The following is a 25,908-nucleotide window of genomic DNA, read 5'->3' on the forward strand; positions in this document are numbered from 1 at the left end:
CACAAATACGCAACCAAGTGCGCGGCGGCGCTTGACGGATCCCTGCGAGGCTAATGAAATCGAGACGACGCCTTCGGCCGCGGAACATTCGTGGATGCAGCCTTTAGTCGAAACGGAATACGCAATCGAGCTCTTGTCCAAGGGTTACATCTGTGTGCCTCTGCGCGAAGGTGGCAAGCATCTCGATCTTGAGACGATGGAATATCATCCGCTGCATTTGAAGGCCCGTCGAAAGGATCTGAAAGAATTGGCGTTCCGGTCGATTGCCTTTCAGTTGTCGCAGAAGCCACCAACACCGGAGGAAATCCGGCGCTGGTTTCGGGACTTTGCTGGAAATGTCGGCATCATCGGAGGATACGGCAACCTTCTCATCTTGGATTTCGACGATTCAGCAGACTATCGCGCCTGGTCTGGCAAGCACGCGCACCTTTCAAGTTGCACGCCGGTCGCGAAATCACCGAATGGATTCCACATCTATCTCAGGACGCGCGAACCGGCGGTATCATCCAGCCTGTATCTTGGCATGCGGCGGATCGGCCACCTGAAGGCGCTTGGCGGTTACGTCGTTGGAAGTCCTTCCGTACTCAAGGATGGCTGCTGCTACAGCTGGTTGAAGGACCAGTCGCCATTCGACGTCGAGCCGCAGCCAGTCGAAAGCCTGGCCAGTCTTTCACTTCGCGCGGTCTCGCCGTTCAAACATTGCTATGACCGCGTTCTGAAGCGCGGTTTTTTCGTGCCGCAATGAGCATTTCGGGGCGTGAGCAACCCGACATCAGCATCGTCATCCCGGCAAGAAATGCCGCCGCGACGATCGACGCCACGCTGCGAAGCCTTCTGCCGCAGAGGGGCCTGATCAGCGAGATTCTTCTCGTCGACGATGGCTCCATCGACCAGACCACGGCGATATCGATGCAAAGCGCCCGCAAGTACGGATTGCCGCTGGAGATCCTCGCCGTGCGGCTGGGCAGCGCGGGCGCTGCCCGCAACGCCGGAATTGCGCGAGCCAAAGGCAAGTTCATACTTTTCCTCGATGCCGACGATGAGGTGATGGCGGGAGGGTTGGGACTGCTGCATGACGCGCTCCTGCGCAATCCCGAGGCCGGCCTGTCGATAGGAGCCAGCATTCGCCGCACCAGGGGGAGGCCGGACAAGCTCAAGGTTCCGCATGGGTACACGAGCGACCGGGCATTGAACGCCCGCCGCTACCTTCTTAACGAGACATGGCCGATCGCCATGGGCAGCGCGTTGGTCGCAGCCTCGGCAACGGCCACCGTCCGCTTTCCGGAAACTACCAGCCTGGATGAGGACACGTGCTATTGGGCGGCCGTGCTCGCCCAAGCCGACGTGACAACGATCTCTTCTCCGGTGCTTCTCTACCACCATGACGAAGAGAGAATGGCGCGGCGATTTGTCGAAACCCCGCGGGCCACGTTTCTCGCGATAGCACTGGAGCTGGACAAGCTTGCCGGTTCGGCGATCGCCAGGGACGTTCTGCAGTGGAGGAAGGCCTGGATAGCCTTGCGGATCTCAAGGCAGCTTATCAAACACAACCGATACAGCTATGCGATGAGCATGATGCGTGCCGTTCGCGCCCACAAAAGCCTGGGGCCGAGCTGGAAGGCGTCGCAATATCGCATACGAATTCGCATCGGAGCCATGATGGAACGGCCTGACCACTCGTCCAGCGCTGGCGCGGTCACGGAAAGACGTACGCTGATCGTGTCCTTCGACCCGGCATTTCCGCCGGTTTCCGGTGCGGACCTGAGAAATTTCAACAATGCCAGCCTTGCGGCCGAGTTCGGCCCGGTCCGGCTTGCCTCGATCAGACCGCTGGGCGACCCGCGACAACCGTCCGACGCGCGCATCGACGCGGTTGGCCTGGTGATCGATGGAGCACCGCGTTCGGCCTCTCTCGGTTGGTGGAGGATCGCGGGGGAGAACCGTATCCCGCGCACGGCACTGGTGCGGCTGCGGAAACTGGTGCAAACCTTCAAACCCGATACGGTGATCGTCGAGGGGACCGGCCTGTTCAAGCTGCTGCGACCTTTGCGGCCGCTGACCAGGCAGCTCATCCTCGACATGCACAATGTCGAATCCGACCTGGCGGCACAGCTGCGGCGTATCAGTCCAGCGCGATCCCCGGCGGTGCTTGGCATCCGGCGGCTGGAGAGAAAAGCGCAATCCCTCGTCGACAGGGTGTGGGTCTGCTCGAACCAGGATCGCGAAAGGTTGATGGCCGCATCCCGGCACAAGGTGCCGATCGATGTCGTTCCCAATGGAATCCCCAACGTCGAGGACATTCCACAGGTGCTGCCCGCCGAAGCCGCGACCGACAGCGGTTATCCGACGATCGTGTTTATCGGGCATCTCGGCTATCCGCCGAACGTCGATGCGGCCGAGCGCCTGGCGGGCACCATATTGCCCCGCATTCGGCAGGTCTTGCCGGGTGCAAGACTTACTCTTGCCGGACGAAGCCCAAAGGCGGCCGTACGGGCGCTGACCAGATTGCCTGGTGTGGAGCTTGTCGAAGACCCCGAAAGCGTGGCGCCACTCCTGTCCGGCGCGCATCTCAGCATCATCCCGCTCAGGGCCGGCGGGGGCACGCGCATCAAGATCCTGGAGGCGATGACTTGGGGGGTGCCGGTGATCGCGACACCGCTCGCTGCCGAGGGGCTGGACATGGTCGAGAATGACCAGGTGATGCTGTCGACCAGCGACGAAGGACTGGCCGACATGGCCATCGAACTCTCTCTCGACGCCGAACGCCGGGCGCGGCAGCGCAAGCGCGCGCATCAGGCCGTATGGGCAAGGTTTGGCCCGCAAGCGATCCGCGATGCCGTCCGCGCCGGGCTTGCACTGGACAATGACGGCAAGTGACACCAGGCCACCCCATCACCCCATGAGCCGTCGATGATTCCGCCGATCCTGCACCAGACCTGGAAGACCGACAGCGTTCCCGCCCGCTTCCAGGCCTATGCCGACAGCTGGAAGCGGCACAATCCAGACTGGACGGTCATGCTCTGGAGCGACCGGATGCTGCTCGAATTCGTGGCCGAGCACTACCCGGATTATCTGCCGATATTCTGTGGCTACACCAACGGCGTTCAGCGGTCGGACGCGGCCCGCTACATGCTTCTGCATCACTTCGGTGGGGTCTATGCCGACATCGACTGCGAATGCGTCGCGCCCTTCGATGCGATCATGAACGAGACACGGGTCGTGCTGTGCAAGGAGCCGGCTTCGCATGCGGCCGTCCAGGCGGATTTCCGGGGCCTGCCCTACCTTCTGTTCAACGGGACGATAGCGAGCCCGCCCGGTCATCCATTCTGGGTGCATCTCCTGTCGATGATGCCCGGGCTCGCCGGCGCCAAGGACGTGCTCGACGCGACCGGCCCTTGCCTGCTCACCTCGGCGCAACGCTGTTATGGCGATCAGACGGCCTTCGCCATTCATCCTTCCGGCCTGTTCGTGCCGGTGACGTCGGCCGGGAGTACGGAGCGCGACGCTGGCGACGGCACGGCGTCGCTCTCGATCCATCACTGGGCCGGCACATGGTGGACCCCGGAACCGCCGCCGAACTGGTGGACCAAGTTTCGCAATCGGGCCTATGGGCTCCGGTATCACCTGACGCGCGGCGCGTATCTGGATGAGGCGCAGGCGAAAGCAGGCGTCGACAGAGCGGTCCTGTCGGCGCCGCCGCCATCGGGCCGAAACATCGCTGTCCTGGTGCCGCTTCGCGACTCCGCCGACCTTATCCAGCCCTTTCTCGATGCGCTGGATGGGCTCGACTATCCCAAGGACCGGATCAAGCTGGTCTTCTGCGAAGGCGACAGCCAGGACGGAAGCTGGGAGCGACTACAGGCCGCAACCGCTGGATTGGCCGGCAAATATCGTGACATCGTCCTGTTGCAAAGACAGGTCGGCACCCGCCTCGACAGGGCAAAACGGGCGAAGCCCAGGATGCAACGCATCAGGCGCGGCGCGATCGCCAAGGTGCGAAATTATCTGATCGATCACGGGCTCAGCGAGGACGATGACTGGGCGCTGTGGATCGACATCGACGTCTGGCGCTTTCCCGGCGATGTGCTGAACCGCCTGATCGCCACGGGACATCGCATCGCGGTGCCCAACTGCGTGAAAATCGCCGGTGGCGCCAGTTTCGACCTCAACAGCTTTGTCATCAGACGGCAGACCAAGGACTATCGCTATTACCGCGAGATACGCGGCGGCCTTCATCAGCCTCCCGTGCAAACGCCAAGCCGGTATCATCTCAGCGATGTCAGGCATCTCGACATCATCGGCCTCGATGCGGTCGGCGGAACCATGCTCCTGGTCGATGCCGCCCTGCATCGCGGTGGCCTTCGCTTTCCCGAAATTCCATACCGCGATCTGATCGAAACCGAAGCTTTTGGCCTCCTTGCCAACGACCTCGGCATCCGGCCGGTCGGCCTGCCCAAGCTGGAAATCCTACACGTCCCGTGGTGAGACGACGGCCCGCCGAAGCTCTTCGCGCAGAGGCTGCAGATAGGCTTGCGGGCGCAGACGCCCCCACACATAGTCCCGGTCCGTCAAATGCGCGGCCTGCCTGATCCAGCGCCCCGGGGCATCGGGGTCCCGCACCTCGCGCCAATTGTCGACGGTGATGACGGGCAGGCCTTCGTAAAGCGGATCGAGCGGTGAAGTCTTGGTCACCACGATGCAGCCGAGATAAAGCAGTTCCCATGTCCGGTGACAGTCCAGGCCGTTTCCGGCGGTCGACAGCACGAGCGGATATTGCGAATAGAGCTGCCATATCGAGCGCTGCGATACGCGTTGCCCTAGAAAATCGACATGCGGGCATCCGTCCAGAGCATCAAGCAATTCCCGACGCTCGCCGGACTCTCTGCTGACGCTGAAATCGCAGAATATCCTGGCCGGACGACGATCCGCGCTCCCCTGCCCGCGCAGGGTTTTCAGTTGCCTCACCAGTCCGCCAGGGGTCGCCAGGGAACGTGGGGTGTGGAGATCCAGCCCGATCGGAAACGGCTTGATCCTGAGATGACCGCCATCGCAGTTCTGGCTGTACCAGGAAACCAGATAGGGGTTGGCGAGAAGCCGCTCGACAGTGTCCTTGGCCAGATCCGAAGGCACCGAGGAATCACCGTCGGTCGTCAGCAGGATGAAGGGAGCCTTGATGGTGGGCAGGGCTATCCTGGCGAAAGTGTCGAGATCACAATTTCGCGCAAGCCTGGCCAGGGTGCTCAGCCGCACCCAGACGATGCCATGCGCGCCGCTATAATGGTCGCGGAAAAAAGCCTCGCTTTGCGTCGATTCGGTCGGCGCCCAGCGATACCAATCGGGTCCGGCGAAGTCGCAGAAACGCCCGATCCCTTGCGACCAAAGCACGGAAGGAACGCTGAAAAACCTCAGCGCCCCGGAACGAACGGGTTTCTTGAGTTTTGCCCGCCAACGCGACATGCCCATGGGCAACCCTTAGCCCAGACGCCGTTATGGCCGCAACGTCCGGCCTGCTTGCTCACACAGGCCAAGGCGGGCTCGTGGCGTCAGTCGTGCAGGTCCCGCGCAATCGGCGGGCCGACCGAAAATCCGGAGAACGTGACCTCGAAACCCTCACGCTGCGGCGAACAGCACATCATACCGACATCGACCAGCTTCGAGATCGGGAAATAGGCGAGCCGCACCGGCTTCCAATGACCGTCGGAAGCGTCGAGATACTGGACGCGGATCGCCTCGCCATGACGGGTCAGGCGGATCCTGACGCCGTCCGGGCCGGCGGCAATGGCCACCAGCGACCAGTCCGACATGTCGTTGGTGACGACGACGGATAAATAGGCGAGGCCGTCGGTGTATTCGATGCCGGCCTTGATCCAGTGCGTTTCGCTCAGCCGGACCATCAGCCCGGCCTGGTCGTAAAGCACCTTGTAGTCGCCCTTGACGGTGACCTCGGCGGTGAAGTCGCCCTCGACCTGCCGGTAGAGGAAGTGGCCGTTGTCGCGCCAGAAACCATAGAAGGTCTCGCGCCAGAAATCGGTCTCCTTGCCGGTGCGCACGCGCACGGCATCACCGTCGACGGCATGGTGCGGCGGCGGGTTGAGCCAGGTCAGGTCCTGCAGTGTCATCGCGCCGGTCCGTTTCTCGAGGAAGTGGCGGCACGCCGACCGGCAAGCCGGCGCCGGATCATCCCGCGAACGTATAAGCGGTCTTTACCGTGGTGTAGAATTCCATGGCATAGCGGCCCTGTTCGCGCGGGCCGAAGCTCGAACCCTTGCGCCCGCCAAAGGGGACGTGGAAGTCGACGCCCGCCGTCGGCAGGTTGACCATGACCATGCCGGCTTCGGAGTTGCGCTTGAAATGCGTGGCGTGCTTGAGGCTCGTGGTGCAGATGCCCGAGGTCAGGCCGAACGGCGTGTCATTGGCGACGGCAAGCGCTTCGTCATAGTCCTGGACGCGGATGACACTGGCGACGGGGCCGAAAATCTCCTCGCGTGAACTGCGCATGGCGTTGGTGGCCTCGGTGAGCAGCGCCGGCTTGAGATAGAAACCCGGCGTCTTGCGGTCGAGCCGTTCACCGCCGAAGGCGAGCGTGGCGCCTTCCCGGACACCGATGGCGATATAGTCCTCGTCCTGCTTGAGCTGGGTCGCGTCGACCACCGGGCCGATCTGCGTTTGCGCGTCGAGCGCGTCGCCGATCACCAGCTTTTCCATGCGCTCCTTGAGCGCGTCGACGAAACGGTCGTGGATGCCGTTGGTGACGATCAAACGCGACGAGGCCGTGCAGCGCTGGCCGGTCGAGAAGAAGGCGCCGTTCAGCGCGCAATCGACAGCGACCGCGAGATCGGCGTCGTCAAGCACGACCAGCGGGTTCTTGCCGCCCATTTCGAGCTGGAACTTGCGCATGTGCTCGACACTTGCCGCGGCGACGCGTTTGCCGGTTCCCACCGAGCCGGTGAAGGAGATGGCGTTGACGTCGGGGCTGTCGAGCATTGCTTGGCCGACCACCGAGCCCTTGCCCATGACGAGGTTCAGCACGCCCTTGGGCAGGCCGGCGCGGTGCAGGATGTCGACGATGGACCAGGCGCTTTCGGGAACGAGTTCGGCCGGCTTGAAGACGACGGTGTTGCCGTGAGCCAGCGCGGGAGCGATCTTCCAGGCGGGGATGGCGATGGGGAAATTCCATGGCGTGATGATGCCGACAACGCCAACCGCTTCGCGCGTGATCTCGACGCCGACGCCCGGCCGCACGCTTGGCACCACCTCTCCCGACAGGCGCAATGTTTCGCCGGCAAAGAAGTCGAATATCTGGGCGGCGCGGATGGTCTCGCCAATGCCCTCGGCCAGCGTCTTGCCTTCCTCGCGCGCCAGGTTGCGGCCAAGTTCGTCCTTGCGCGCCATGATCTCGTCGGCCGCCTTCTTCAGGACCGCATGGCGCGCCAGCGGGCCGGAGCGGGACCATGCCGGAAACGCCGCCTTGGCCGCCGCGATCGCCTGGCCCGCCTGCTCGACCCCCGCAGAGGCATATTCGCCGACGACGTCGCCGGTATCCGAGGGGTTGATGTTACGGGATCCGGCATCGCCGACCCATTCGCCATCGATGAGGTTCTTTCGAAACGCTGTCATGTCCTTGCCTTCCCTGGCTGTTGGCCGCGCGGCGGCATCTGTCTGAAGTGGTATTTGCCAGACAATTGCCTTGCGGGAAAGCACGCACTGGGCTCGAAGGCCGCGACAAAAGTCCCCGGGCCCGCGCTCATGCCTTCGGTGCAGCGGCGGCCGTGCCGCCTCGACAACGGTGAATAGCTCTCCGGGTCAAGGTCGAATTGCCCTGTACACATATGTCCACGACCTTGATTTGGCTGATCCAGCGTGTCATGCGTCGTGGCGATGGCAGCACTCGAGACGACGATCCAACGTGCCGGCGCCACCGGCAACATCAAGGCCACTCGCGAAGACTGGCTGAAGCTCGCGCTTGAAACCCTGATCTCGGACGGCGTCGAACGCGTCCGCGTGCTGACGCTTGGCCAACAGCTCGACGTCTCGCGCTCGAGCTTCTACTGGTATTTCAAGAGCCGCCAGGATCTGCTCGACCAGTTACTGGACCACTGGCGGCAGACCAATACGCGATTCATCGTCGAGCGCGCCGAACGCCCTTCCGCGACTGTCATTCGCGGGGTGATGAGCATTTTCGAATGCTGGGTCGACGAAAAGCTGTTCGACCCCCGGCTGGATTTCGCGATCCGGGCATGGGCTCGCCGCTCCCCCGCGACAAGGCGCGCGCTGGACGAGGCCGACGAAGAACGGGTCAATGCCATCCGCGGCATGTTCATGCGTCATGGCTACGAGGAGGAAGACGCGTTCGTGCGGGCCCGCGTGCTCTATTTCATGCAGATCGGCTACTATTCGCTCGAACTCGACGAGCCGATGAGCAGCCGCCTGCCGCATGTTGCCGCGTATCTGCGCAGCTTCACCGGACAGGAGCCTTCGGCGGGCGATGTCGAGGATTTTTCACGTTACGTGGAGGAGACCATCTCGCGGAACCGCTAGCGTTGGCTGACGCAAGCCGGGATGACCGGCAACTAGACATACGTGTCCATTACCCCTAGGTTTGCCCTGATCAACCAGGCTTGTCGCCCACACAATGACCCGCATCTATTCCGCTCTCTCGCTGTTCAAGGAAGGCCTGGCCGGCCAGACCGGCTGGAAACAGGCCTGGCGCTCGCCCGAGCCGAAGCCGTCCTACGACGCGATCGTCATCGGCGGCGGCGGCCATGGGCTGGCGACGGCCTATTACCTGGCCAAGAATCACGGCATCACCCGAGTGGCCGTGCTGGAAAAAGGCTGATCGGCGGCGGCAATACAGGCCGCAACACCACCGTGGTGCGCTCAAACTATTATTATCCCCAGAGCGTCGAGCTCTACGGGCTGGCGCACCGGCTCTATGAGGGCCTGTCCAAGGACCTGAACTACAACGTCATGCTGTCGCAGCGCGGCATGGTCAATCTGTGCCACTCGACCGCCGAAATGGAAGTCGGCGCGCGCACCGTCAACGCCATGCAGATCAGCGGTATCGATGCGGAGCTGTTTTCGCCCGAGGATGTCCGGCGCGTCGCGCCGATCTATAATTTCTCAGCCGGTGCGCGGTTTCCGGTGTTCGGCGGCATCTGGCAAGGCAGGGCCGGCACGGCGCGCCATGACGCGGTCGCCTGGGGTTATGCACGCGCGGCGAACCGGCTCGGCGTCGACATCATCCAGAATTGCGAGATCACCGATTTCATCATCGAGGGCGGCCGCTGCCGCGGCGTCCAGACGACGCGCGGCACGATCCGTGCCGAGCGCATCGGCATGGCGGTGGCCGGGCACTCCTCGGTCCTGGCTGAAAAAGCCGGCTTCCGGCTGCCGATCAACTCCTACGCGCTGCAAGCCTGCGTTTCCGAACCGGTCAAGCCGATCCTCGACACGGTGGTCCTATCGCCCGGCACCGGCGTCTACGTCAGCCAGTCGGACAAGGGCGAGATCGTCATTGGCGGGGGGCTCGACCGCATCCCTTCCTATGCACAGCGCGGCAATTTGCCGACGCTGGAGACGGTGATCGCGGGGGTGCTGGAGATGTTCCCGATCTTCGGCCAGCTGAAGCTGATGCGGCAATGGGCGGGCATTGTCGACGTCGTGCCGGATTCCTCGCCGATCATCGGGGAATCGCCGCTGCCCAACCTGTTCCTCAATTGCGGCTGGGGCACCGGCGGTTTCAAGGCGATCCCCGCCGGAGGCACGTTGCTGGCGAACCTGCTGGCGAGCGGCAAGCACAACGACATCAGCCGGCCCTTCGATCTCGACCGCTTCGCCAGCGGGCGGCTGATCGACGAAGCGGCCGGCTCCGGCATCGCGCACTGACATGCACAAAGACCAGGACTAGGCGTCATGCAGCTCTTTCCTTGCCCGTTCTGCGGCCCGCGCGACGAAACCGAATTCCACTATGGCGGCGATGCCGGCAATACCAGGCCGGATGGCGGCGATGTGCCGATCGATCGCTGGGCCAACTATCTCTACCTGCGCTCCAATCCGAAAGGCGCGGCGCGCGAAATCTGGGTGCATATGAACTGCGGCGAGTTCTTCGTCATGGTGCGCGACACGCTCACGCACGAGGTGCTGTCCTCGTCCGCGCTGGGCAAGGAGCACGCGGCATGACCGCCTCGCGTCTTGCCACCGGCGGCAGCGCCATCGACCGCTCGCGCCCGCTCCGCTTCAGCTTCGACGGCACAAGCGTGGACGGCTTTGCCGGCGACACCATTGCCTCCGCGTTGCTCGCCAACGACGTCGCGGTCGTCGGCCGCAGCTTCAAATACCACCGGCCGCGCGGCATCTGGGGTGCCGGCGTCGAGGAACCCAACGCGCTGGTCGATATTGGTGGCCCACACGCGAGGCCGAACACACGTGCCACGACCGAGCCGGCACACGATGGGCTGGGGGCCAAAAGCGTCAATGCGACGCCCAATGCATTGAGCGACCGCAACGCCTTCCTCGACCGCTTCTCGCGCTTCATTCCGGCGGCGTTCTACTACAAGACCTTCATGTGGCCGGACTGGCACATGTTCGAGCCACGCATCCGCGCCATGGCCGGACTGGGCAAGGTCGACACGGACTGGATCTCATCAGGCCCGGCCGACCAGATCAATCATCATTGCGACGTGCTGGTGGTGGGCGCTGGGCCGGCCGGACTGGCGGCGGCCAAGCTCGCGGCCGGCATGGGCCTCTCCGTGACGCTGGTCGACGACCAGCAGAAGCCGGGCGGGTCGCTCGGCCACCGCGCCAGCGAGATCGACGGTAGGCCGGCTGCCGGGTGGCTCGAGGAGACGCTGGCGTCGCTTGCCGGCGGGGGACATCTGATCCTGCCTTCGACCACGGCCTTCGGCATCTACGACCACAATCTGGTCGGCCTGAACCAGCGCCATTTCGATGGCCGACCCGACACGCTATGGCGGGTCCGGCCGCGCCGGATCGTGCTGGCTACCGGCGCCATCGAGCGGCCGCTGCCTTTCGCCAACAATGATCTGCCGGGAATCCTGTCGGCCGATGCCGCGCTCGCCTATCTCAGACGCCACGCGGTGCTGGTTGGCAGGCGCGTCGTGGTCGCCACCAACAATGACAGCGCCTATGAGGTCGCGGAGGCGATCGCCGAGGCCGGCGCCGAAGTGACGCTTGTCGACATCAGGCGTGACGGGATGCCCGCCGCGCCGGCCAGGATACGGCTGTTCAAGGGGCGGACGCTTGCCTCCGCGGCGGGCAGGCTGCGTGTTGAAGGCGTCACGCTGGACGACGGCACCAGGCTCGACGCCGATTGCGTGCTGGTCTCGGGCGGCTGGACGCCGACCATTCATCTCTTCGGCCAGGCCAGGGGCAAGCTCGCCTGGAGCGAGGCCCGCGCCGCCTTCCTGCCTGGCAATTCGGTCGACGGCATTTCCGTGGCTGGCGCCGCCGCCGGCGCGGTTTCCTTGTCGGACGTGTTCGCCGGCGCGGAGAAAGCCGTCGCATCGCTCGGCCAGACGAAGGCGGTAACCCCGCGCAGCACCGGTCCGGAAGCGACAGCCGGGATTGTAGCCGCCTGGCCGGTGCCCGGCTCGAAAGGACGAATCTGGATCGACTACCAGAACGACGTCACGGTGAAGGACGTGGAACTGGCGGCCCGCGAAAACTTCGTCTCGGTCGAACATCTGAAGCGCTACACCACGCTCGGCATGGCGACCGATCAGGGCAAGACCTCCAACCTGCCCGGACTGGCGCTGATGGCCGGGATCACCGGCCGAACGGTGCCGGAAGTCGGCACCACCACCTATCGCCCACCCTTCACGCCGGTGCCGTTGGCGAGCTTCGCCGGCGCCCGCGCTGGCGAGTTGATGGCGCCGGTGCGCCGGCTGCCGCTGGAAAACGTCCACCGCGCCAGCGGCGCCGTCTTCCAGGAATATGGCGGCTGGCTGCGCCCGGCGCACTATGGCGGTCGCAATGCGGACGCGGAACGCGCCATCCAGGACGAGGCGTTTCGCGCGCGCCAGTCGGTCGCGCTGTTCGACGGTTCGACGCTCGGCAAGATCGAGGTGATCGGACCCCGGGCGGCCGAATTCGTCGATTTCCTCTACTACAACACCATGTCGACGCTGAAGCCGGGCCGTTGCCGCTACGGCTTCATGCTGTCGGAGAACGGGGTGGTCTTCGATGACGGCGTGCTGGTGCGGCTGGACGAGCACCGTTTCGTCGTGTCGTGCTCGTCCTCGCATGTCGCCGCCGTGCATGCCAGGCTGGAGGAATGGCGCCAGGACCGGTTCGGGCGCGGCGCCGTCTACATCCACAACGCGACTTCGGAGATGGCGACGCTGACCGTCTCCGGGCCGAACGCCCGCAAGCTGCTCGAAACGGTGGGGCTCGGCCTTTCACTCGCCGACGCCGACCTCCCGCACATGGCGATCGGCCATGGCAGCTATGCCGAAGACGCGGTTCGGATTGCCCGCGTCAGTTTCACCGGCGACAGGAGCTATGAAGTCTCTATCCGCGCCGACCGCGCCGAACCTTTGTGGGCGCATCTGCGCCAGGCCGGCCAGGCGTTCGATGCTGTTCTCATCGGGCTCGAAGCACTGATGATCCTGCGTGCCGAGAAGGGCTTCATCGTCATCGGCAAGGACACTGACGGCACCACGCTGCCGCACGATCTTGGTGTGGCGGGTCCGCGGGCGAAGCGCCAGAACGAGTTCGTCGGCCGCCGCTCGCTGTTCACCGAGGAGGCTTCTCGGCCCGACCGCATGCAATTGGTCGGGCTGACGGTGCCGCGGGACGAACCAGCACTTGCCACCGGCGGGCACGGTATCGAGCGGCGCGGCAGCAAGCCGCGCAGCATCGGTTTTGTCACCTCCAGTTATCAGAGCCCCACCCTCGGCCAGCCGATTGCGCTTGGCCTGATCGAACGGGGTGCGGCGCGGCACGGCGAAACGATCGAAATCCAACATCTCGGCAAGCTCAGGACGGCGACGATCGCCGCCCCTTGCGCCTACGACCCGTCGGGAGACCGGCTCAATGCGTGATCTCGCGGAAAAATGGTCCGTAACGCCGGACTGGCCGGCGGCGGCCATCAGTGCCCCCGGCCTGGCGGTGCGCGCTGTGCCTGGCCTTAGCCAACTTCTGGTCAGCGGCGACCTCGGCGCCTGGGCGCGTGTATCCGGCTTGCAGGCGGATGGCGTGGGCGCCCTCGGCACGGCTCAGGGAGCCCGCTATGCCGCGCGGCTGGCACGCGACCGGCTGCTCGTCGTATCGGACACACCGCTTGCCACCGACGCCGGTTGGCACGCGGAGGGCTTCGCGGTGACGGCGATCGACGCCGGGCTGCAGGTGTTCGAGGCCGACGGCCCGGCACTCGATGCCTTCATCGCGCGTGGAGCGACGCTCGATCCCGCGCAGCCAAGTGCCAGCGCGGCGCTTTCCTTCGCCGGCATCGGCGCCATCGTCTATCGCCATGACAGCAAGCTGCGCATCCATGTCGATCGCGGTCTCGCCGCCTATCTCTGGACGTGGATGGAGACGGCTGCCGCCAACATCGCCGCCGAATCCCCGAGTTAGTTAGGCGGCGACGTTCACGCTCAGAGCGTGAAAGACCAGAACAGGCAGGCCAGCGTCGCGGCGGCAAAGATCACGAAGAACAGGCTGCGCAGCAGCACATTGCGACGCAGCTCGTTCATGACGAAGTGGCAGCCGATGATCGCGGCCGCAAACAGGAAACGCCAGTTCAGCACCGCCCACAAGACATCCCGCTGACCGAAAGCCCATCTGGCGACGAGGCAGCCAAGGATAGCCGCGAACAGCACGATGACGGTCCAGAAGATCGCGTCCGCGGCGTTGGTCAGCACAATGCTGGCTGCCCTGATCGGCAGGAGCATCATCAGCAGGGCGCTGAAGAAATAGACCGCGGCAAGTGGAATGAACGTGCCGGCATCGGCGATGCCGTCAAGCCGTCTCACACCGATGGCGCCATAGGGATAGCCGTGCCTTGCCACCGCCAGGCTCAGCGCCATGAGCAAGGCGGTCAGCACCGCGACCAGTGCGAAGGATGTGAAGGCTTTGCTCATGATGTTCCTGTCCCGGGCGAATCAGACAGGAACCGGTGTAGCCGATGGTCGTAAATTGCGCGTAAGCTTTCCCCGCCACCGGCACCCCGAAGGGGGTAACCGGCAGGGCGAAATCACTTGGCGATGACCGTCTCGACGATGGCGCGCGTCCGGCCGCCGGTGGGAAATCAGCTCCAGGCGTGCAGCGGCGGATTCTCGCCATTGAGGAAATATTTGCCGAGGATCGAATATTTCCAGCGCACCGGATCGTGCAGCGTGTGCGTCCGGGCGTTGCGCCAATGGCGGTCGAGATTGTGCTCGGCCAATGTCGAGCGCGTGCCGGCCAGTTCGAACAGCTTGTTCGTCGCCGCAATGGCGATCTCGGTCGACAGGATTTTTGCTTCCGCGGTGACGATCTGGGCGTGCGCCACCGTCTCGGCGGTCGGCTCGGCCACCGCCTTGTCGATCGCGTGGCCAGCCTTTTCGAGCAGCGCCTGCGCCGCGTGCAGGCGCAGCGTCAGGTCGCCGATCGCCTGGATCGTGTAGGGATCGTCCCAGGCATTGTCGACACCGCTGTCGATCCAGGCGCGGCTCCTGGTCCTGACGAAGTGGACCGTCTCGTCGATCGCCGCCTGGGCGATACCGGTATCCACCGCCACCTGGATGATTTGGAAGATGGCGCCGTCGGCGGTCGGCTTGTCGTAGCCCTTGTAGCCGGGCACCAGATGCGTCTTCGGCACCTTGACATTGTCGATGATGACGGTGCCCGACAGCGTCGTGCGCTGGCCGAAGCTCGACCAGTCGTCGATGACCGTCAGGCCCGGCGCGCCGCGATCGGCGATAGCATACCAGGCGCGGCCCTCGTCATCGAGCGCCACGATCGGCACCAGATGGGCAAGCAGCGCGCCTGAGGAATAGAATTTGCGGCCATTGACGACGACATGGTCGCCGGCATCGGTGAAGCGGGTCTCGAAGTCGGCGGCGCGTTTGGAGCCGAACTCGGAAAAGGCGTTCCCGAACCGCGTGCCCTTCAGCGCCTCGGCGAACAGCAGCTTCTGCTGCTCGATATCTGAGACGGTGCGGATGGCGGCGACGACGCCGAGATGGTTCTGCGCGACCTGGCCGATCGAAGAATCGGCCGCCGAGATGATCTCGATCACCTTGGCCAGCGTTGCATAGGAGACTTCGGGGCCGCCGAACGCCCTGGGCACGTTGATCGACCAGAGGCCGCTTTGCGAAAAGGCATCGAGTTCGGCGACCGGCCAAATCCGCTCGCGGTCGCGCTTCGACGAATCCTTGACGAATTCGGCGGCCAGCGCGTGGGCGACGCCGATCGCCTCGGCATCATCCCTGATGATGTGTGCCGGCGCCGAGGGCCTTGCGACAGGCAGGACGGCGGCGGAAGCCTGGTCGGTCTTGACGGTCGAGACGGTCATTTCATTGCTCCTTCGAATTTCGGTTCAGGCAACGGCATGGAGATGGGAGGACTTGGCGGCGGGCGTCGGCTGCTGGCCGAGATAGAGCGCCCTGATATCCTCGCGCTGGCGGAGATCGGCGGCTGTGCCGGAGAGCACGGAGACGCCGTTTTCGAGCACGGTGGCGTGGTCGGCATAGCGAAGTGCTACCGCCGAGTTCTGCTCGGCGACCAGGATCGACAGGCCGGTCTCGCTGTTGAGTTTCCTCAACGTCTGGAAAATATCCTGCACGATGAGCGGGGCGAGCCCCATCGACGGTTCGTCCAGCACGAGCAGGCGCGGCCGCGACATCAGCGCCCGGCCTATTGCCGTCATCTGCTGTTCGCCGCCAGAGGTCAGGCCCGACAAAGTCCGGCGCTTTTCCTTCAGACGTGGGAAAAAGGCATAGATCCGTTCGAGGTCGGCGCTGATCTCGGCGCGGCGGCCGCTGCGGCCGATGCCGCCGGCGACCAGATTGTCCTCGACGGTGAGGCTCTTGAAGCAGTGGCGGCCTTCCAGTACCGGCACCAGGCCGGCACGCACCAGATCGCCGGGCTTGCGGCGCGCGACATCCGAGCCCTCATAGCGGATGGTGCCGGCGTTGACCTGGCCCCGTTCGGCCGGCAGCAGGTTGGAGACGGCCTTCAGCGTGGTGGTCTTGCCCGCGCCATTGGCGCCGAGCAGCGCCAGGATCTCACCGCGCCTGATCTCGAAGCTGACGCCGTGCAGCGCCGTGATGGCGTGGTTGTAGGTGGCGTGGACCGCGTCGACAGCAAGGATGATTTCGGTGTCGGGCATGACTGTCTTCCGTACTTGTCGGAACCGAACCGGCCCGGCGCCGCGGAAGGCATCCGCGGCACCCGGCCTGTTGATCAGTTGGTGGTCACTGCGTTGGCATCGTCGGCGGTGCGTAGCTTGATGCCCTTCTCGGCGGCATAGGCTTCGGCGGACTTTTCGATAATCGGCCGCAGCAGCGCCCAGTCCGGGGCGATCCAGTCGGAGACGACGTTCCACTTCTTGCCGTCCCACTGCTGGAAGGTGACGTAGCCCTCGCCCTCATGGTTGTCCCAGCTGACATTGATCGAGTGGAACAGGTCCTTGGCGCCGAGCGCCTCGACCTTGGCCGGATCGAGCTTGAGATGCTCGAAACCCCAGCGGACCTCGTCGCCGGTCAGCGTGCGGTGGCCGAACTTCTCCTGGGCGACGCGGATCGCCTCGACGTTGAGAATGCCGTTGACGATGCCGAGATTGTGGTAGACCGAGCCGATACGGGACTTGTCCTCGAGGTTGCCCTTGCCTGCGCCGTAGACGGTCTTCACGATTTCCTTCACCACGGGATAGGAATTGCCCGAAGCCTGGGTGGTGATGGCGGTGTAGCCCTTGGCGGCGTCGCCGGCGGGAATGACGTCCTCTTCCGAGTTCGACCAGACATTGCCGACGATGTGATCGACGGGGTAGCCGACCTTAACGGCGGTCTTCAGCGCCACCGGGTTCATGACGCCCCAGCCGCGCAGGACGACGAAATCAGGCTTGGCGCGGCGGATGGTCAGCCACTGCGACTGCTGCTCGTTGCCGGGATGCGGCACTTCGATCTGCTGCACGGCGAAGCCGTATTTCTGCGCCAGCAGTTCGTAGATCGGTATGGTCTCCTTGCCATAGGGCGAGCCGTGATAGAGCACGACGATCTTCTTGCCCTTGAGCTTGTCGATGCCGCCCTCCTTCGAGGCGATGTAGTTCACGATGCCCGACGTCTCGCTGTAGGGGTTGAGCAGCAGCGGGAAGACGTAGGGGAAAACACGCCCATCGGTGGAATCGGTGCGGCCGTGGTTGACCGTTATCAGCGGCACCTTGTCGGCGGCGATGCGGTCGATCATGGCGTAGGCGATGCCGACCGAGAGCGGGTTCCAGGCGGCCGCGCCGGCATGGCTCTTCTGGCGCTCATAGCATTCGACGCCGCGCTCGACCTCATACTGGGTCTCGCATTCGTCCCAGGTCAGCTTGACGCCGTTGACGCCGCCGTCGCGGATGTTGATGAGGTTGAGATAGTCGATGAAGCCGCCGAAGAAGCCGGTGCCGCCGGCCGCATAAGGCCCGACGCGGTAGCTCTGCAGCGGGAAATATTGTTCGTCGGCATGGGCTGATGGCAAGGCCACCGACACGATCATCGCCGCGGACAAAGCCGCCGCCTTGAGTGTGCTGAGGAAGGTCATGGTTGGGGTACTCCCGGTATGGGCCGTCTTGGGTTCGGCCTCTGGTTCATTTTCAGGCGTGAATGCGGGGCTCAGGTCGACTGCCAGGCGAACAGGAGCCGTCTTCGGACCCTGTCCCACAGGGCCACCAGCCCATCGGGTTCCAGGATCAGAAACAGGATGATGAGGGCGCCGAGCACGATGCGCTGGCTCATGTCGAGCACGCCCGAGTCAAAGACGTCTCCAAGCAGGAAGCCGCCAAGGCGCGACAGGGCGAGCGGGAACACGACGATGAGGGCGGCACCGAAAAAGGCGCCACCGATCGAGGCCAGGCCGCCGATGATGATGATGAACAGGATCTGGAACGAGCGGTCGAGGTCGAAGCCATCAGGCTCGACTGTCCTGAGATAAGCGAAGGCCCAGATGACGCCGGCGACGCCGATGATGAAGGAGGAGATGGCGAATGCCAGCAGCTTGGTCTTCAGCACCGGTATGCCGATGATGCGGGCGGCGGTTTCATTGTCGCGGATGGCGATGAAGTTTCGTCCCGTCTGCGAACTGACCAGCCGATAGGCAAGGAAGGTGAGGATGCTGACGATGGTCAACGCGAAGAGATAGCGGCCGACGGCGCCGTCGAGCGCGAAGCCTCCTATCGAAAGCCTCGGCGCGTCTATGACGCCGGAGGCGGAGTTGTTCGAGAACCAGCTGAACTTGGTCAGCGCCCATTGCACGAAGAACTGTGCGGCAAGCGTCGAGACGGCGAGATAAAAGCCCTTCAACCGCAGGCTCGGCAGGCCGAAGACGATGCCGATCGAAGCGGCGACGATGCCGGCGAGAACGATACTGCCGATCAGCGGCAGGCCCTCGACGCGCAAGTTGAAATTATAGGCGGCGAAGGCGCCGGCCGCCATGAAGGCGGCGCTGCCCAGCGAGACCTGGCCGGCATAGCCTGTGAGGATGTTCAACCCCACACCGGCGAGACCGAGCGCCAGGAACGGCAGCAGTATGGCCTCGAACAAATAGCTCGATCCGATCAGCGGCACGACGCCATAGGCGAAGGCAAGCAACAGGACGGGCGCGATCCATTTCGGCAGCACCGGCGCGGAGAAGTCGGCTGCAATAGCGGCCATGGTCAGACCCTTTCCACGAGCTTCTGGCCGAACAGGCCGGAGGGACGGATCAAGAGGAAGACCAGCGCGACGACATAGGCGAACCAGCTCTCGATGCCGCCGCCGAAATAGTCGCCGATATAGACCTCGGCGAGCTTCTCACTGGCGCCGATCAGGAGCCCGCCGGCAATGGCGCCAAGGATGGAATCGAAGCCGCCCAGCACCAGCACCGGCAGCGCCTTGAGCACCACCAGCGACAGCGAGAACTGCACGCCGAGGCGGGCACCCCAGAGCAGCCCGGCGACCAGCGCGACGAGGCCGGCCGCCGCCCAGACGGTCGCCCAGATCAGCGGCAGCCTGAGGCCGACCGCGAGTGCGGCGAACTGGTCGTCGGCGACGGCGCGGAAGGCGAGGCCGATGCGGGTGTAGCGGAAGAACAGCGACAACACGACAACCATGCCGGCCGCGACCACCGCCGCGAAGATGTCGAACTGGCTGATCAGCACGCCGCCGATTTCCAGCGGCACGTCCTCGATGCCGAGGTCGAGACCGTGGACCTGCGTACCCCAGATCAATTGGGCAGCGCCCTCGATGATGTAGGACAGGCCAAGCGTCGCCATGAACAGGGTAATCGGCGGCTTGTTGGTGAGCGGCCTGAGCACCGTGCGCTCGATGGCGATGCTGATCACCACCATGATGGCGAAGGTTGCCACCAATGCCAGTGCAAACGGAACACCGCGTTCGACAAGACTGACGAAAGTCAGTGCGGCGAACAGCAGCATCGCGCCTTGGGCGAAGTTGAGCACGCCCGAGGTCTTGTAGATCAGCACGAAGCCGATCGCGACCAGCGAATACATGACGCCCGACAGCAGGCCGCCGACGAGCACTTCGATGAAAAACTGGTAGTCGAAATCGGCGATCATATGCCCGCCCTTCCTTCATCACAGGAGAGGGCCTCATTGTCGGAGGCGATGCCGAGATAGGCATCGATGACGCGCTGGTCGTTGCGGACCTCTTCGGGGGTGCCGTCAGCGATCTTGCGGCCATAGTCCAGAACGGCGATACGGTCGGACAGGCCCATGACGACGCCGACATCATGCTCGATCAGGACGACCGTGGTGGCAAAGCGGTCGCGCGCGGCGCGGACGAAATCAGCCATTTCGCTTTTCTCACTCGCTGTCATGCCGGCCATCGGTTCGTCGAGCAGCAGCAGGCGCGGTTCCGCCACCAGCGCCCGGGCGAGTTCGACCCGTTTCTGCAATCCATAGGGCAGCGTGCCGGCAAGACGATCGCGAACGGCGGCGAGGTCGAGAAATTCCAGGATCTGGGCGGAGCGGCTCAAGGCGTCGCGCCGCTCGCCGCGCGAGCGGCCGATGCCGAGCACCTGGCCGGCGAAGTTGGAACGGACCTTGTAGGCGAGGCCGGAGGCAACATTGTCGAGGACGCTGAGCCCTTTGAACAGAGCGAGGTTCTGGAAGGTCCTGGCGACGCCGAGATGCGCCAGCCGCTGCGTCGGCACCTGGGTATAGCCGACGCCGGCGAGCCGGACCTGGCCACGATCTGGGCGGTAGACGCCGCTAATGACGTTGATCAGCGAGCTCTTGCCGGCGCCGTTCGGGCCGATGATGGCGCGGATTTCACCTGATCGAACCGATAGGTCGATATCGGCCAGCGCGACGACACCGCCGAACGACAGGGCGATGCCCTGAAGCGACAGCAGCGGAGCAGTTGCATTGGCAGTAGATCCGGCCGCCCCAGCGTCGCCTTCGGACAACTGTGCAGGCTGGAGCACGGAGGGCAGGCCGCGCGCAAAGACTTCCGGCGCGTAGACCGAGGCTTCCATCGCTCCTAAGGCATAGCTGGGCAACGGCATTCCAATCGTCCTCGATTTCGCCCGCAGGCGCACGAATTCTCGATGCCGCCCGAAAGATCGAGCGCGCTTGAAAACCTGTGCTGGCCGGGCTGCCCGGCCAGCTTTTGGGGGAGATGACTATTCCGCTGCCAGCGACGCTGCCTGCTCGGCGTTTTCCAGCTCGCGAACGAGCGGAATGACGTGCTTGCCGAAATACTCGACCTCCTCCTGGAAGTGCAGGAAGCCGAGCAGGATGAGATCGGCGCCGGCGCGCTTCAGGTCGACGATGCGCTCGGCGACCTGCCTCGGCGTGCCGATCAGGTTCGAACGAAAACCGTCATTGTACTGGACCAGATCGTCGAAGGAGGATTTTGCCCAGTTGCCCTCGCCTTCCGGCGAGGCCTTGCCGGCATTCTTGACCTCGTGGCCGAAGGCGTTGACAGCCTCGGGGTTAGCCTTGGCGATAATTTCGGCGAGCACCGCCTTGGCCTCGTCCTCGGTCTCGCGGACGATGGCGAAGGCGTTGACGCCGACCTTGACGGAATGATTGCTGGCCTGTGCCTTGGTCTTGAGATCATCGACCTGCTTGGCGATTTCGGCCGGCGAGTTGCCGTTGGTGAAGTACCAGTCCGAAACACGCGATGCCATGTCGCGGGCGGCGCGCGAGGAACCGCCCTGGAAGATTTCGGGCAGGGGCTGCGGCGGCTTCGGCTTCAGGGAGTATTCGTTGAAGCGGTAGAAATCACCCCGGAAGGTGAAGCTGTCCTGCGTCCATATTCCGCGCAGCGCGCGGATGAATTCCTCCGAGCGGCGATAGCGCTCGTCATGGTCGAGCCAGTGTTCGCCGATGGCGTGGAATTCGCCACGGAACCAGCCGGAGACGAGGTTGATGGCGACACGGCCATTGGTCAGATAGCTGATGGTGGCAAGCTGCTTGGCCGCCAGCGCCGGGTTCCAGGGGCCAGGCAGGATCGCGGCGATGACTTTCAGCGTGGTGGTGGCCGCCAGCAGATCATGGCTGAACGCGACCGATTCATGCTGCTCGTCGGCACCGTAGCCGGCGGTGAAACGGATCTGGCTCAGCGCGTAGTCGAAGCCCGCCTTTTCGGCGATCTGGGCCAGCTTGCGGTTGTACTCGGCCGAATGGTTGGTGCGCTGCTCGATGTTGGAAATCACCAGGCCGCCCGAAACATTGGGCACCCAATAGGCGAATTTGACCGCGTCGGTTCCTGCATGTGCCATGAACTGTCTCCCATTCCAGGCCGTGTCGTTGATCGGTCCGGCGCGTAGCCGGGTTTCTTCAATATTTATTATGTTTATGGAATTTATATACAAAGAAGGATTTTCCGTTTTTGGAGCCCTTGCGGGACGGAAATACCAATTTTCGCCGGCCGGGCCGGCTTGCGCTTGTCAGCGCGCGACCGCAACGCTCCCGGCATTGGCGCCAACCGGCTCGGCTGAGGGGAGCGTGTCGAACAACCCAGTGATTTCGGCCGCGACCCTTTGTGCATGACGAGCGACCTCCGGCAGGCCCATGAGTTCGCCAAACGTGCCCCGCGCCAACGGACCGGCGACGAAAAGCCCGGCAACCGGCTTGGCATCGCTGCCGATCGCAAGGCTATCGAGGCTGGTCTCGATACCGAGCCCGTATGTGTCGGCCCTGATCAGCCCGGCCTCAGTCAGCGAAAGCAGCGCCGGGTTTGACTGGAGCGCCTGGCCATGAGCCGGCCCTGTCGTGTTGATGACGGCATCGAAGCGTGCCGTCTCGATCCGCGTCTGTCCGCGCCGTTGGAAGCTGACCGCGAGGCTCTCGCCCTCGTCGTTCGACGCGACAAGCCTGGCGGCGATGGTGTCGAACGCGCCGTCCGTCTGGCGGCGGTCGAGCACGGCAGCGACCTGGGGGGCGATCCTGAAGCGATGCACGTCCCAGAACACGCGCAGCTGGCGGACCAGCCTTGCACGCTCCGGCGGAGAAAGGGCCGCCCACAGCGCCGGCCCCTGCAGGCGCAGCTGGTCGAAGACCGACTGCCAGTTGACCCTGGCGGCCTGCGCCGCCGCCAGTGTGCCGCGAATGTTCTTCAGCAGGCCGAGCGCCGATGTGGCCGGTGCCGACGCAAAGTCGCCGAAAGGCTCATGTCTGATATCCGGGTGGCCGCGCGAGCGCAGGCCGCGGCGCGACAGTGCCAGGATGCGGCCGCGATGGCCGCGGCGATCAAGTTCGGCCACCATGTCGGCCGAGGTCAGCCCGGAGCCGACGATCAGGACCCACGCCTCCGGGCCGATCCCGGCAAGTGCCGACGGTGCATAGGGATCGGCGATGAAGCCAGGTGCTTCAGCCAAGGAGGCAAGTGGAGTTGGGATCGCCGGCAGAGGATGCGTCGCGGCAAGCACGACGATGTCCGCCGCGACAGGTCCGGCGGAGGTCTGCACGGTCCAGGCCGCGCCATTGGCTTCTCGTATTACCTGCGTAGCCTGAGCTTCGACATGGCGGATAGCACCGGAGTCGAGCCAGGGTGCAAGGTGCTCGGCGACATAGCGGCCGAACACACGCCGGCGCGGAAACACATCGCCGTTCTTCCACAAGGCATCCGGGTCCCGTTCGATTTCGCCACTGCCGGCCAACCAGCGCGCAAAATGCTGCGGGTCTTCAGGAGCCATGCTCATGCGGATGGCCGGGACGTTGACGCGGTGGGATGGTTCTTCGCTGGAATAGGCAAGGCCGCCGCCAAGCGCGGAACGCGGCTCGATCACCGAGATCGACAGGCGCTCCGGCCGATTTGTCCGCGCAAGGTGCCAGGCCACGGCGGCACCGGAAAAACCGCCGCCGATGATGGCGATGCGCAATCGGCGGGCCGGAGGCAGCGCGTTCACGAGGCGCTGGCGAGCGACTTCGGCCGATGGTCGCCGGCGATGGTCTCGCCGAACGGTCCGGTGTTGACCGAAGAGCTGGCGGCCTTGACCGGATGATCGGTCGGCAGTCTCGGCAGCACCAGTTCGCCAAAACGGTAGGCTTCCTCCAGATGCGGGTAGCCGGACAGGATGAAGGTGTCGATGCCGAGGCGCCGGTATTCGTCGATGCGCTCGGCGACCGTGTCCGGGTCGCCGACCAGTGCGGTTCCGGCGCCGCCGCGCACCAAGCCGACGCCGGCCCACAGATTGGGCGCGATCTCGAGCTTGTCGCGGCGGCCGCCATGCAGCGCGCTCATGCGCGCCTGGCCGACCGAATCCATGCGGGCAAAAACCTTCTGCGCCGAGGCGATGGTCGCGTCGTCGAGCCGGCTGATCAGGCGGTCGGCGGCGGCCCAGGCCTGTTCGGTCGTCTCGCGGGCGATGACATGCAGGCGAATGCCAAAGGAAAGTTTGCGGCCGGCCTTTTCGGCCAACTCGCGCACGGCGTCGAGCTTGCGTTCGACATCGGCCGGGGGTTCCCCCCAGGTCAGATATTTATCGATTTCCTGCGCCGCCACTTGCGATCCGGCGTCCGACGAGCCACCGAAATAGAGCGGCGGATACGGCGTCTGCACTGGCGGGAACAGCAGGCGACCGTCCTCGATGCGGAAATGCTTGCCCTGGTGCTCGACCGTCTCGCCGCTCAGCACGCGCTTGTAGATGTGGAGGAATTCCTGCGTCACCTCGTAGCGCTCGGCATGCGAGAGAAAAATGCCGTCGCCCTTGTTCTCCAGCGGATCGCCGCCGGTGACGACGTTGATCAGCAGGCGGCCGTTGGAGATGCGGTCGAGCGTGGCGGTCATGCGCGCGGCAAGCGTTGGGGACTGCAGGCCGGGCCGCACGGCTACGAGGAAACGCAGCTGCTCGGTCAGCGGCGCCAACGCCGAGGCAATCACCCAGGAATCCTCGCAGGCCCGGCCGGTCGGCAACAGCACGCCGTAATAGCCCAGCGTGTCGGCCGCTTTCGCCACCTGCGTCAGATAGGGCAGGTCAACAGCCCTGCCGCCTTCGGTCGTGCCGAGATAGCGGCTGTCGCCATGTGTCGGCAGGAACCAGAGCACCTTGATGCGGTCGGCGACATCGCGGCTCATGACCTGCCTCCCGCTGGATGGCGGCGGTGACGGCCTAGGTCTGGGGCGGTTGAAGGCAGGCGCAAAAGGTCGGGCATGGCGTGGTCCTGTCCGGGAAACAGATCGCCGATGCAGATTGCTTATTCTATAAATTCTGTAGAGTTAGTTTATTCCAAATCCTCCGCCGCAATTAGAAATTCTTCCTCATGCTGCGCCGTCCGCAACGAGCGGAGAGGCCGGCCCACTATGCAGGGCCGGCCTTGGCCTTGTCAGAACGCCGGTTCCACCGCGTTGACATTGTCCTTGGTGACGACGGTCAGCGGGATCGGCAGCCGGTCCTTGACCTCCTTGCCGTCGATGATCTCGGCCATGGTGTCGATCGCCAGGCGGCCGTCCTCGACCGGCGACTGCACGATGGTCGAATACATTTCGTTGGTGCGGATCGATTCGAACGCGTCCTTCTGGCCGTTGATGCCGACGATCGGCGGCGCCGCCTTGGAGGGATTGGCCTCCTTCCAGGCGTCGATGAAGCCGCGTGCCATGGTGTCGTCATTGGCATAGACGCCGCTGATCTGGTCACCGAAGCGAGTGATGAGGTCGCGGCTCACGACAAGCGCCTTCTGCTGGTCGAAGTCGGCATTGACGGTGTCGAGCACCTTGATGTCGGCGCTGGTTTCCTTGAGGCGGTCGGTGAAGCCGCTGACACGGCCGATCGTCGTGCCGTTGCCGGCCTGGCCGGCGATGATCACGACAGAGCCCTTGCCGCCGAGCGCCTTGCTCAGCGAATCCGCCGCCAGCTTGCCTTCCTCGTAGACGTCAGGTCCGGTGAAGGACTTGATGAACGGCTTGGCGTCGTCGCTCATCGGCGAATTGATGAGGATCGCCGGGATGTTGGCCTGCTGCGCGCGGGCCAGGCCAGGGATGTAGGCCTGCGGGTCGAGCGGCCACAGGATGATGCCGTCAACCTTGCGCGCCACGCAGGTGTTGAGCTGCTCGGTGCCCTTCTGGACGTCGAAGTCCTGACTCAGGCTGAGAATCTCGACGCCGAGTTCCTTGGCACGGGCCTCGAGCGCCTTGTTGGCCGGCGTCGCATAGGCGTGCGAATCCGCCGCCGTCACATAGCAGACCGTCTTGGCATTGGCCCAGCCTGTCGACGCCAGCAACGCCACGGCGGCGATCTGGAGCATGCTTCTCTTGCCAATCATAT

Annotated in this window: 21 protein-coding genes and 1 pseudogene; 8 read left to right on the forward strand and 14 right to left on the reverse strand. The window is 64.4% G+C overall.

Annotated elements, in window-relative coordinates; genetic code table 11:
- Nucleotides 1-94 precede the first annotated feature (94 nt).
- From EN861_RS03365 to EN861_RS03375, 3 genes are read left to right on the forward strand one after another with little or no spacing between them, the layout of a single operon-like run.
- Nucleotides 95-745, forward strand: coding sequence for a bifunctional DNA primase/polymerase (locus EN861_RS03365; RefSeq protein WP_245511984.1), 651 nt, complete (start codon nt 95-97; stop codon nt 743-745).
- Nucleotides 742-2,877, forward strand: a complete 2,136-nt coding sequence (locus EN861_RS03370) for a glycosyltransferase (protein ID WP_135862338.1) — start codon at nt 742-744, stop codon at nt 2,875-2,877. The genes EN861_RS03365 and EN861_RS03370 overlap by 4 nt, the downstream gene beginning before the upstream one ends.
- Before the next feature lie 33 nt (nt 2,878-2,910).
- Nucleotides 2,911-4,485, forward strand: a complete 1,575-nt coding sequence (locus tag EN861_RS03375) for a glycosyltransferase (protein WP_135862340.1) — start codon at nt 2,911-2,913, stop codon at nt 4,483-4,485.
- On the opposite strand, the gene EN861_RS03380 is transcribed toward EN861_RS03375, so the two are convergent.
- The 3 genes from EN861_RS03380 to EN861_RS03390 all read right to left on the reverse strand — a co-directional run bounded on the left by EN861_RS03380 (nt 4,468) and on the right by EN861_RS03390 (nt 7,617).
- Nucleotides 4,468-5,463, reverse strand: a complete 996-nt coding sequence (locus EN861_RS03380) for a hypothetical protein (RefSeq protein WP_189343542.1) — start codon at nt 5,461-5,463, stop codon at nt 4,468-4,470. The genes EN861_RS03375 and EN861_RS03380 overlap by 18 nt on opposite strands.
- A gap of 80 nt (nt 5,464-5,543) precedes the next feature.
- Entirely contained in the window at nt 5,544-6,119 is a 576-nt protein-coding gene (locus EN861_RS03385) for a DUF1349 domain-containing protein (protein ID WP_135862342.1), read from the reverse strand.
- A gap of 58 nt (nt 6,120-6,177) precedes the next feature.
- Nucleotides 6,178-7,617 (reverse strand): aldehyde dehydrogenase family protein, encoded by a 1,440-nt coding sequence (locus EN861_RS03390; RefSeq protein WP_127276000.1) that lies wholly within the window; start codon nt 7,615-7,617, stop codon nt 6,178-6,180.
- A gap of 261 nt (nt 7,618-7,878) precedes the next feature.
- Here EN861_RS03390 and EN861_RS03395 point away from each other — a divergent pair, with 261 nt between their 5' ends.
- The 5 genes and pseudogenes from EN861_RS03395 to EN861_RS03415 all read left to right on the forward strand — a co-directional run bounded on the left by EN861_RS03395 (nt 7,879) and on the right by EN861_RS03415 (nt 13,593).
- Complete coding sequence (locus tag EN861_RS03395; protein WP_189343543.1) at nt 7,879-8,538, forward strand: TetR/AcrR family transcriptional regulator; 660 nt, start codon at nt 7,879-7,881, stop codon at nt 8,536-8,538.
- Between the two features lie 94 nt (nt 8,539-8,632).
- Nucleotides 8,633-9,885: pseudogene (locus EN861_RS03400) on the forward strand (sarcosine oxidase subunit beta family protein).
- A 27-nt stretch (nt 9,886-9,912) separates the two neighbouring features.
- Nucleotides 9,913-10,179 carry a sarcosine oxidase subunit delta gene (locus EN861_RS03405; RefSeq protein ID WP_135862346.1) on the forward strand — a complete coding sequence of 89 codons (267 nt, stop codon included), beginning with the start codon at nt 9,913-9,915 and terminating at the stop codon, nt 10,177-10,179.
- Nucleotides 10,176-13,061, forward strand: coding sequence for a sarcosine oxidase subunit alpha family protein (locus tag EN861_RS03410; RefSeq protein ID WP_135862348.1), 2,886 nt, complete (start codon nt 10,176-10,178; stop codon nt 13,059-13,061). The genes EN861_RS03405 and EN861_RS03410 overlap by 4 nt, the downstream gene beginning before the upstream one ends.
- Nucleotides 13,054-13,593, forward strand: a complete 540-nt coding sequence (locus EN861_RS03415; protein WP_135862350.1) for a hypothetical protein — start codon at nt 13,054-13,056, stop codon at nt 13,591-13,593. Before EN861_RS03410 ends, EN861_RS03415 begins: the two co-directional genes overlap by 8 nt.
- A 20-nt stretch (nt 13,594-13,613) precedes the next feature.
- Here EN861_RS03415 and EN861_RS03420 read toward each other — a convergent pair whose 3' ends face one another.
- The 11 genes from EN861_RS03420 to EN861_RS03470 all read right to left on the reverse strand — a co-directional run bounded on the left by EN861_RS03420 (nt 13,614) and on the right by EN861_RS03470 (nt 25,906).
- A complete protein-coding gene (locus EN861_RS03420) occupies nt 13,614-14,099 on the reverse strand; it encodes a hypothetical protein (RefSeq protein ID WP_135862352.1) in 486 nt (161 codons plus the stop codon).
- A gap of 167 nt (nt 14,100-14,266) precedes the next feature.
- Nucleotides 14,267-15,514 (reverse strand): SfnB family sulfur acquisition oxidoreductase, encoded by a 1,248-nt coding sequence (locus tag EN861_RS03425; protein ID WP_135862355.1) that lies wholly within the window; start codon nt 15,512-15,514, stop codon nt 14,267-14,269.
- A 24-nt stretch (nt 15,515-15,538) separates the two neighbouring features.
- A complete protein-coding gene (locus EN861_RS03430) occupies nt 15,539-16,330 on the reverse strand; it encodes an ABC transporter ATP-binding protein (protein WP_135862357.1) in 792 nt (263 codons plus the stop codon).
- A gap of 74 nt (nt 16,331-16,404) precedes the next feature.
- On the reverse strand, nt 16,405-17,742 hold the full coding sequence (locus tag EN861_RS03435; RefSeq protein ID WP_135862359.1) for an ABC transporter substrate-binding protein: 1,338 nt from the start codon (nt 17,740-17,742) through the stop codon (nt 16,405-16,407).
- A 71-nt stretch (nt 17,743-17,813) separates the two neighbouring features.
- A complete protein-coding gene (locus EN861_RS03440) occupies nt 17,814-18,851 on the reverse strand; it encodes a branched-chain amino acid ABC transporter permease (protein ID WP_135862360.1) in 1,038 nt (345 codons plus the stop codon).
- Between the two features lie 2 nt (nt 18,852-18,853).
- Nucleotides 18,854-19,753 (reverse strand): branched-chain amino acid ABC transporter permease, encoded by a 900-nt coding sequence (locus EN861_RS03445; protein ID WP_127279155.1) that lies wholly within the window; start codon nt 19,751-19,753, stop codon nt 18,854-18,856.
- Nucleotides 19,750-20,703, reverse strand: a complete 954-nt coding sequence (locus EN861_RS03450) for an ABC transporter ATP-binding protein (RefSeq protein WP_127872964.1) — start codon at nt 20,701-20,703, stop codon at nt 19,750-19,752. The genes EN861_RS03445 and EN861_RS03450 overlap by 4 nt, the downstream gene beginning before the upstream one ends.
- 117 nt (nt 20,704-20,820) lie before the next feature.
- Entirely contained in the window at nt 20,821-21,924 is a 1,104-nt protein-coding gene (gene sfnG / locus EN861_RS03455) for a dimethylsulfone monooxygenase SfnG (RefSeq protein ID WP_127280761.1), read from the reverse strand.
- 168 nt (nt 21,925-22,092) lie between these two features.
- Nucleotides 22,093-23,553 carry an FAD/NAD(P)-binding protein gene (locus EN861_RS03460; protein WP_135862362.1) on the reverse strand — a complete coding sequence of 487 codons (1,461 nt, stop codon included), beginning with the start codon at nt 23,551-23,553 and terminating at the stop codon, nt 22,093-22,095.
- A complete protein-coding gene (ssuD, locus tag EN861_RS03465; RefSeq protein WP_135862364.1) occupies nt 23,550-24,722 on the reverse strand; it encodes an FMNH2-dependent alkanesulfonate monooxygenase in 1,173 nt (390 codons plus the stop codon). The genes EN861_RS03460 and ssuD overlap by 4 nt, the downstream gene beginning before the upstream one ends.
- A gap of 248 nt (nt 24,723-24,970) precedes the next feature.
- Nucleotides 24,971-25,906 carry a sugar ABC transporter substrate-binding protein gene (locus EN861_RS03470; protein ID WP_135862367.1) on the reverse strand — a complete coding sequence of 312 codons (936 nt, stop codon included), beginning with the start codon at nt 25,904-25,906 and terminating at the stop codon, nt 24,971-24,973.
- Nucleotides 25,907-25,908: the final 2 nt, after the last annotated feature.

The sequence above is a fragment of the Mesorhizobium sp. M8A.F.Ca.ET.218.01.1.1 genome (genome assembly GCF_004791165.1).
Lineage (GTDB): Bacteria > Pseudomonadota > Alphaproteobacteria > Rhizobiales > Rhizobiaceae > Mesorhizobium.

Bases quoted from the DNA above. Each gene is read 5' to 3' on its own strand.
- EN861_RS03445 (WP_127279155.1), bottom strand. From the start codon at position 19,753: ATGATCGCCGATTTCGACTACCAGTTTTTCATCGAAGTGCTCGTCGGC.
- EN861_RS03380 (WP_189343542.1), bottom strand. From the start codon at position 5,463: ATGGGCATGTCGCGTTGGCGGGCAAAACTCAAGAAACCCGTTCGTTCC.
- ssuD (WP_135862364.1), bottom strand. From the start codon at position 24,722: ATGAGCCGCGATGTCGCCGACCGCATCAAGGTGCTCTGGTTCCTGCCG.
- EN861_RS03405 (WP_135862346.1), top strand. From the start codon at position 9,913: ATGCAGCTCTTTCCTTGCCCGTTCTGCGGCCCGCGCGACGAAACCGAA.
- EN861_RS03365 (WP_245511984.1), top strand. From the start codon at position 95: ATGCAGCCTTTAGTCGAAACGGAATACGCAATCGAGCTCTTGTCCAAG.
- EN861_RS03410 (WP_135862348.1), top strand. From the start codon at position 10,176: ATGACCGCCTCGCGTCTTGCCACCGGCGGCAGCGCCATCGACCGCTCG.
- EN861_RS03470 (WP_135862367.1), bottom strand. From the start codon at position 25,906: ATGATTGGCAAGAGAAGCATGCTCCAGATCGCCGCCGTGGCGTTGCTG.
- EN861_RS03385 (WP_135862342.1), bottom strand. From the start codon at position 6,119: ATGACACTGCAGGACCTGACCTGGCTCAACCCGCCGCCGCACCATGCC.
- EN861_RS03370 (WP_135862338.1), top strand. From the start codon at position 742: ATGAGCATTTCGGGGCGTGAGCAACCCGACATCAGCATCGTCATCCCG.
- EN861_RS03435 (WP_135862359.1), bottom strand. From the start codon at position 17,742: ATGACCTTCCTCAGCACACTCAAGGCGGCGGCTTTGTCCGCGGCGATG.
- sfnG (WP_127280761.1), bottom strand. From the start codon at position 21,924: ATGGCACATGCAGGAACCGACGCGGTCAAATTCGCCTATTGGGTGCCC.
- EN861_RS03430 (WP_135862357.1), bottom strand. From the start codon at position 16,330: ATGCCCGACACCGAAATCATCCTTGCTGTCGACGCGGTCCACGCCACC.
- EN861_RS03395 (WP_189343543.1), top strand. From the start codon at position 7,879: ATGGCAGCACTCGAGACGACGATCCAACGTGCCGGCGCCACCGGCAAC.
- EN861_RS03450 (WP_127872964.1), bottom strand. From the start codon at position 20,703: ATGCCGTTGCCCAGCTATGCCTTAGGAGCGATGGAAGCCTCGGTCTAC.
- EN861_RS03425 (WP_135862355.1), bottom strand. From the start codon at position 15,514: ATGACCGTCTCGACCGTCAAGACCGACCAGGCTTCCGCCGCCGTCCTG.
- EN861_RS03440 (WP_135862360.1), bottom strand. From the start codon at position 18,851: ATGGCCGCTATTGCAGCCGACTTCTCCGCGCCGGTGCTGCCGAAATGG.
- EN861_RS03375 (WP_135862340.1), top strand. From the start codon at position 2,911: ATGATTCCGCCGATCCTGCACCAGACCTGGAAGACCGACAGCGTTCCC.
- EN861_RS03420 (WP_135862352.1), bottom strand. From the start codon at position 14,099: ATGAGCAAAGCCTTCACATCCTTCGCACTGGTCGCGGTGCTGACCGCC.
- EN861_RS03415 (WP_135862350.1), top strand. From the start codon at position 13,054: ATGCGTGATCTCGCGGAAAAATGGTCCGTAACGCCGGACTGGCCGGCG.
- EN861_RS03390 (WP_127276000.1), bottom strand. From the start codon at position 7,617: ATGACAGCGTTTCGAAAGAACCTCATCGATGGCGAATGGGTCGGCGAT.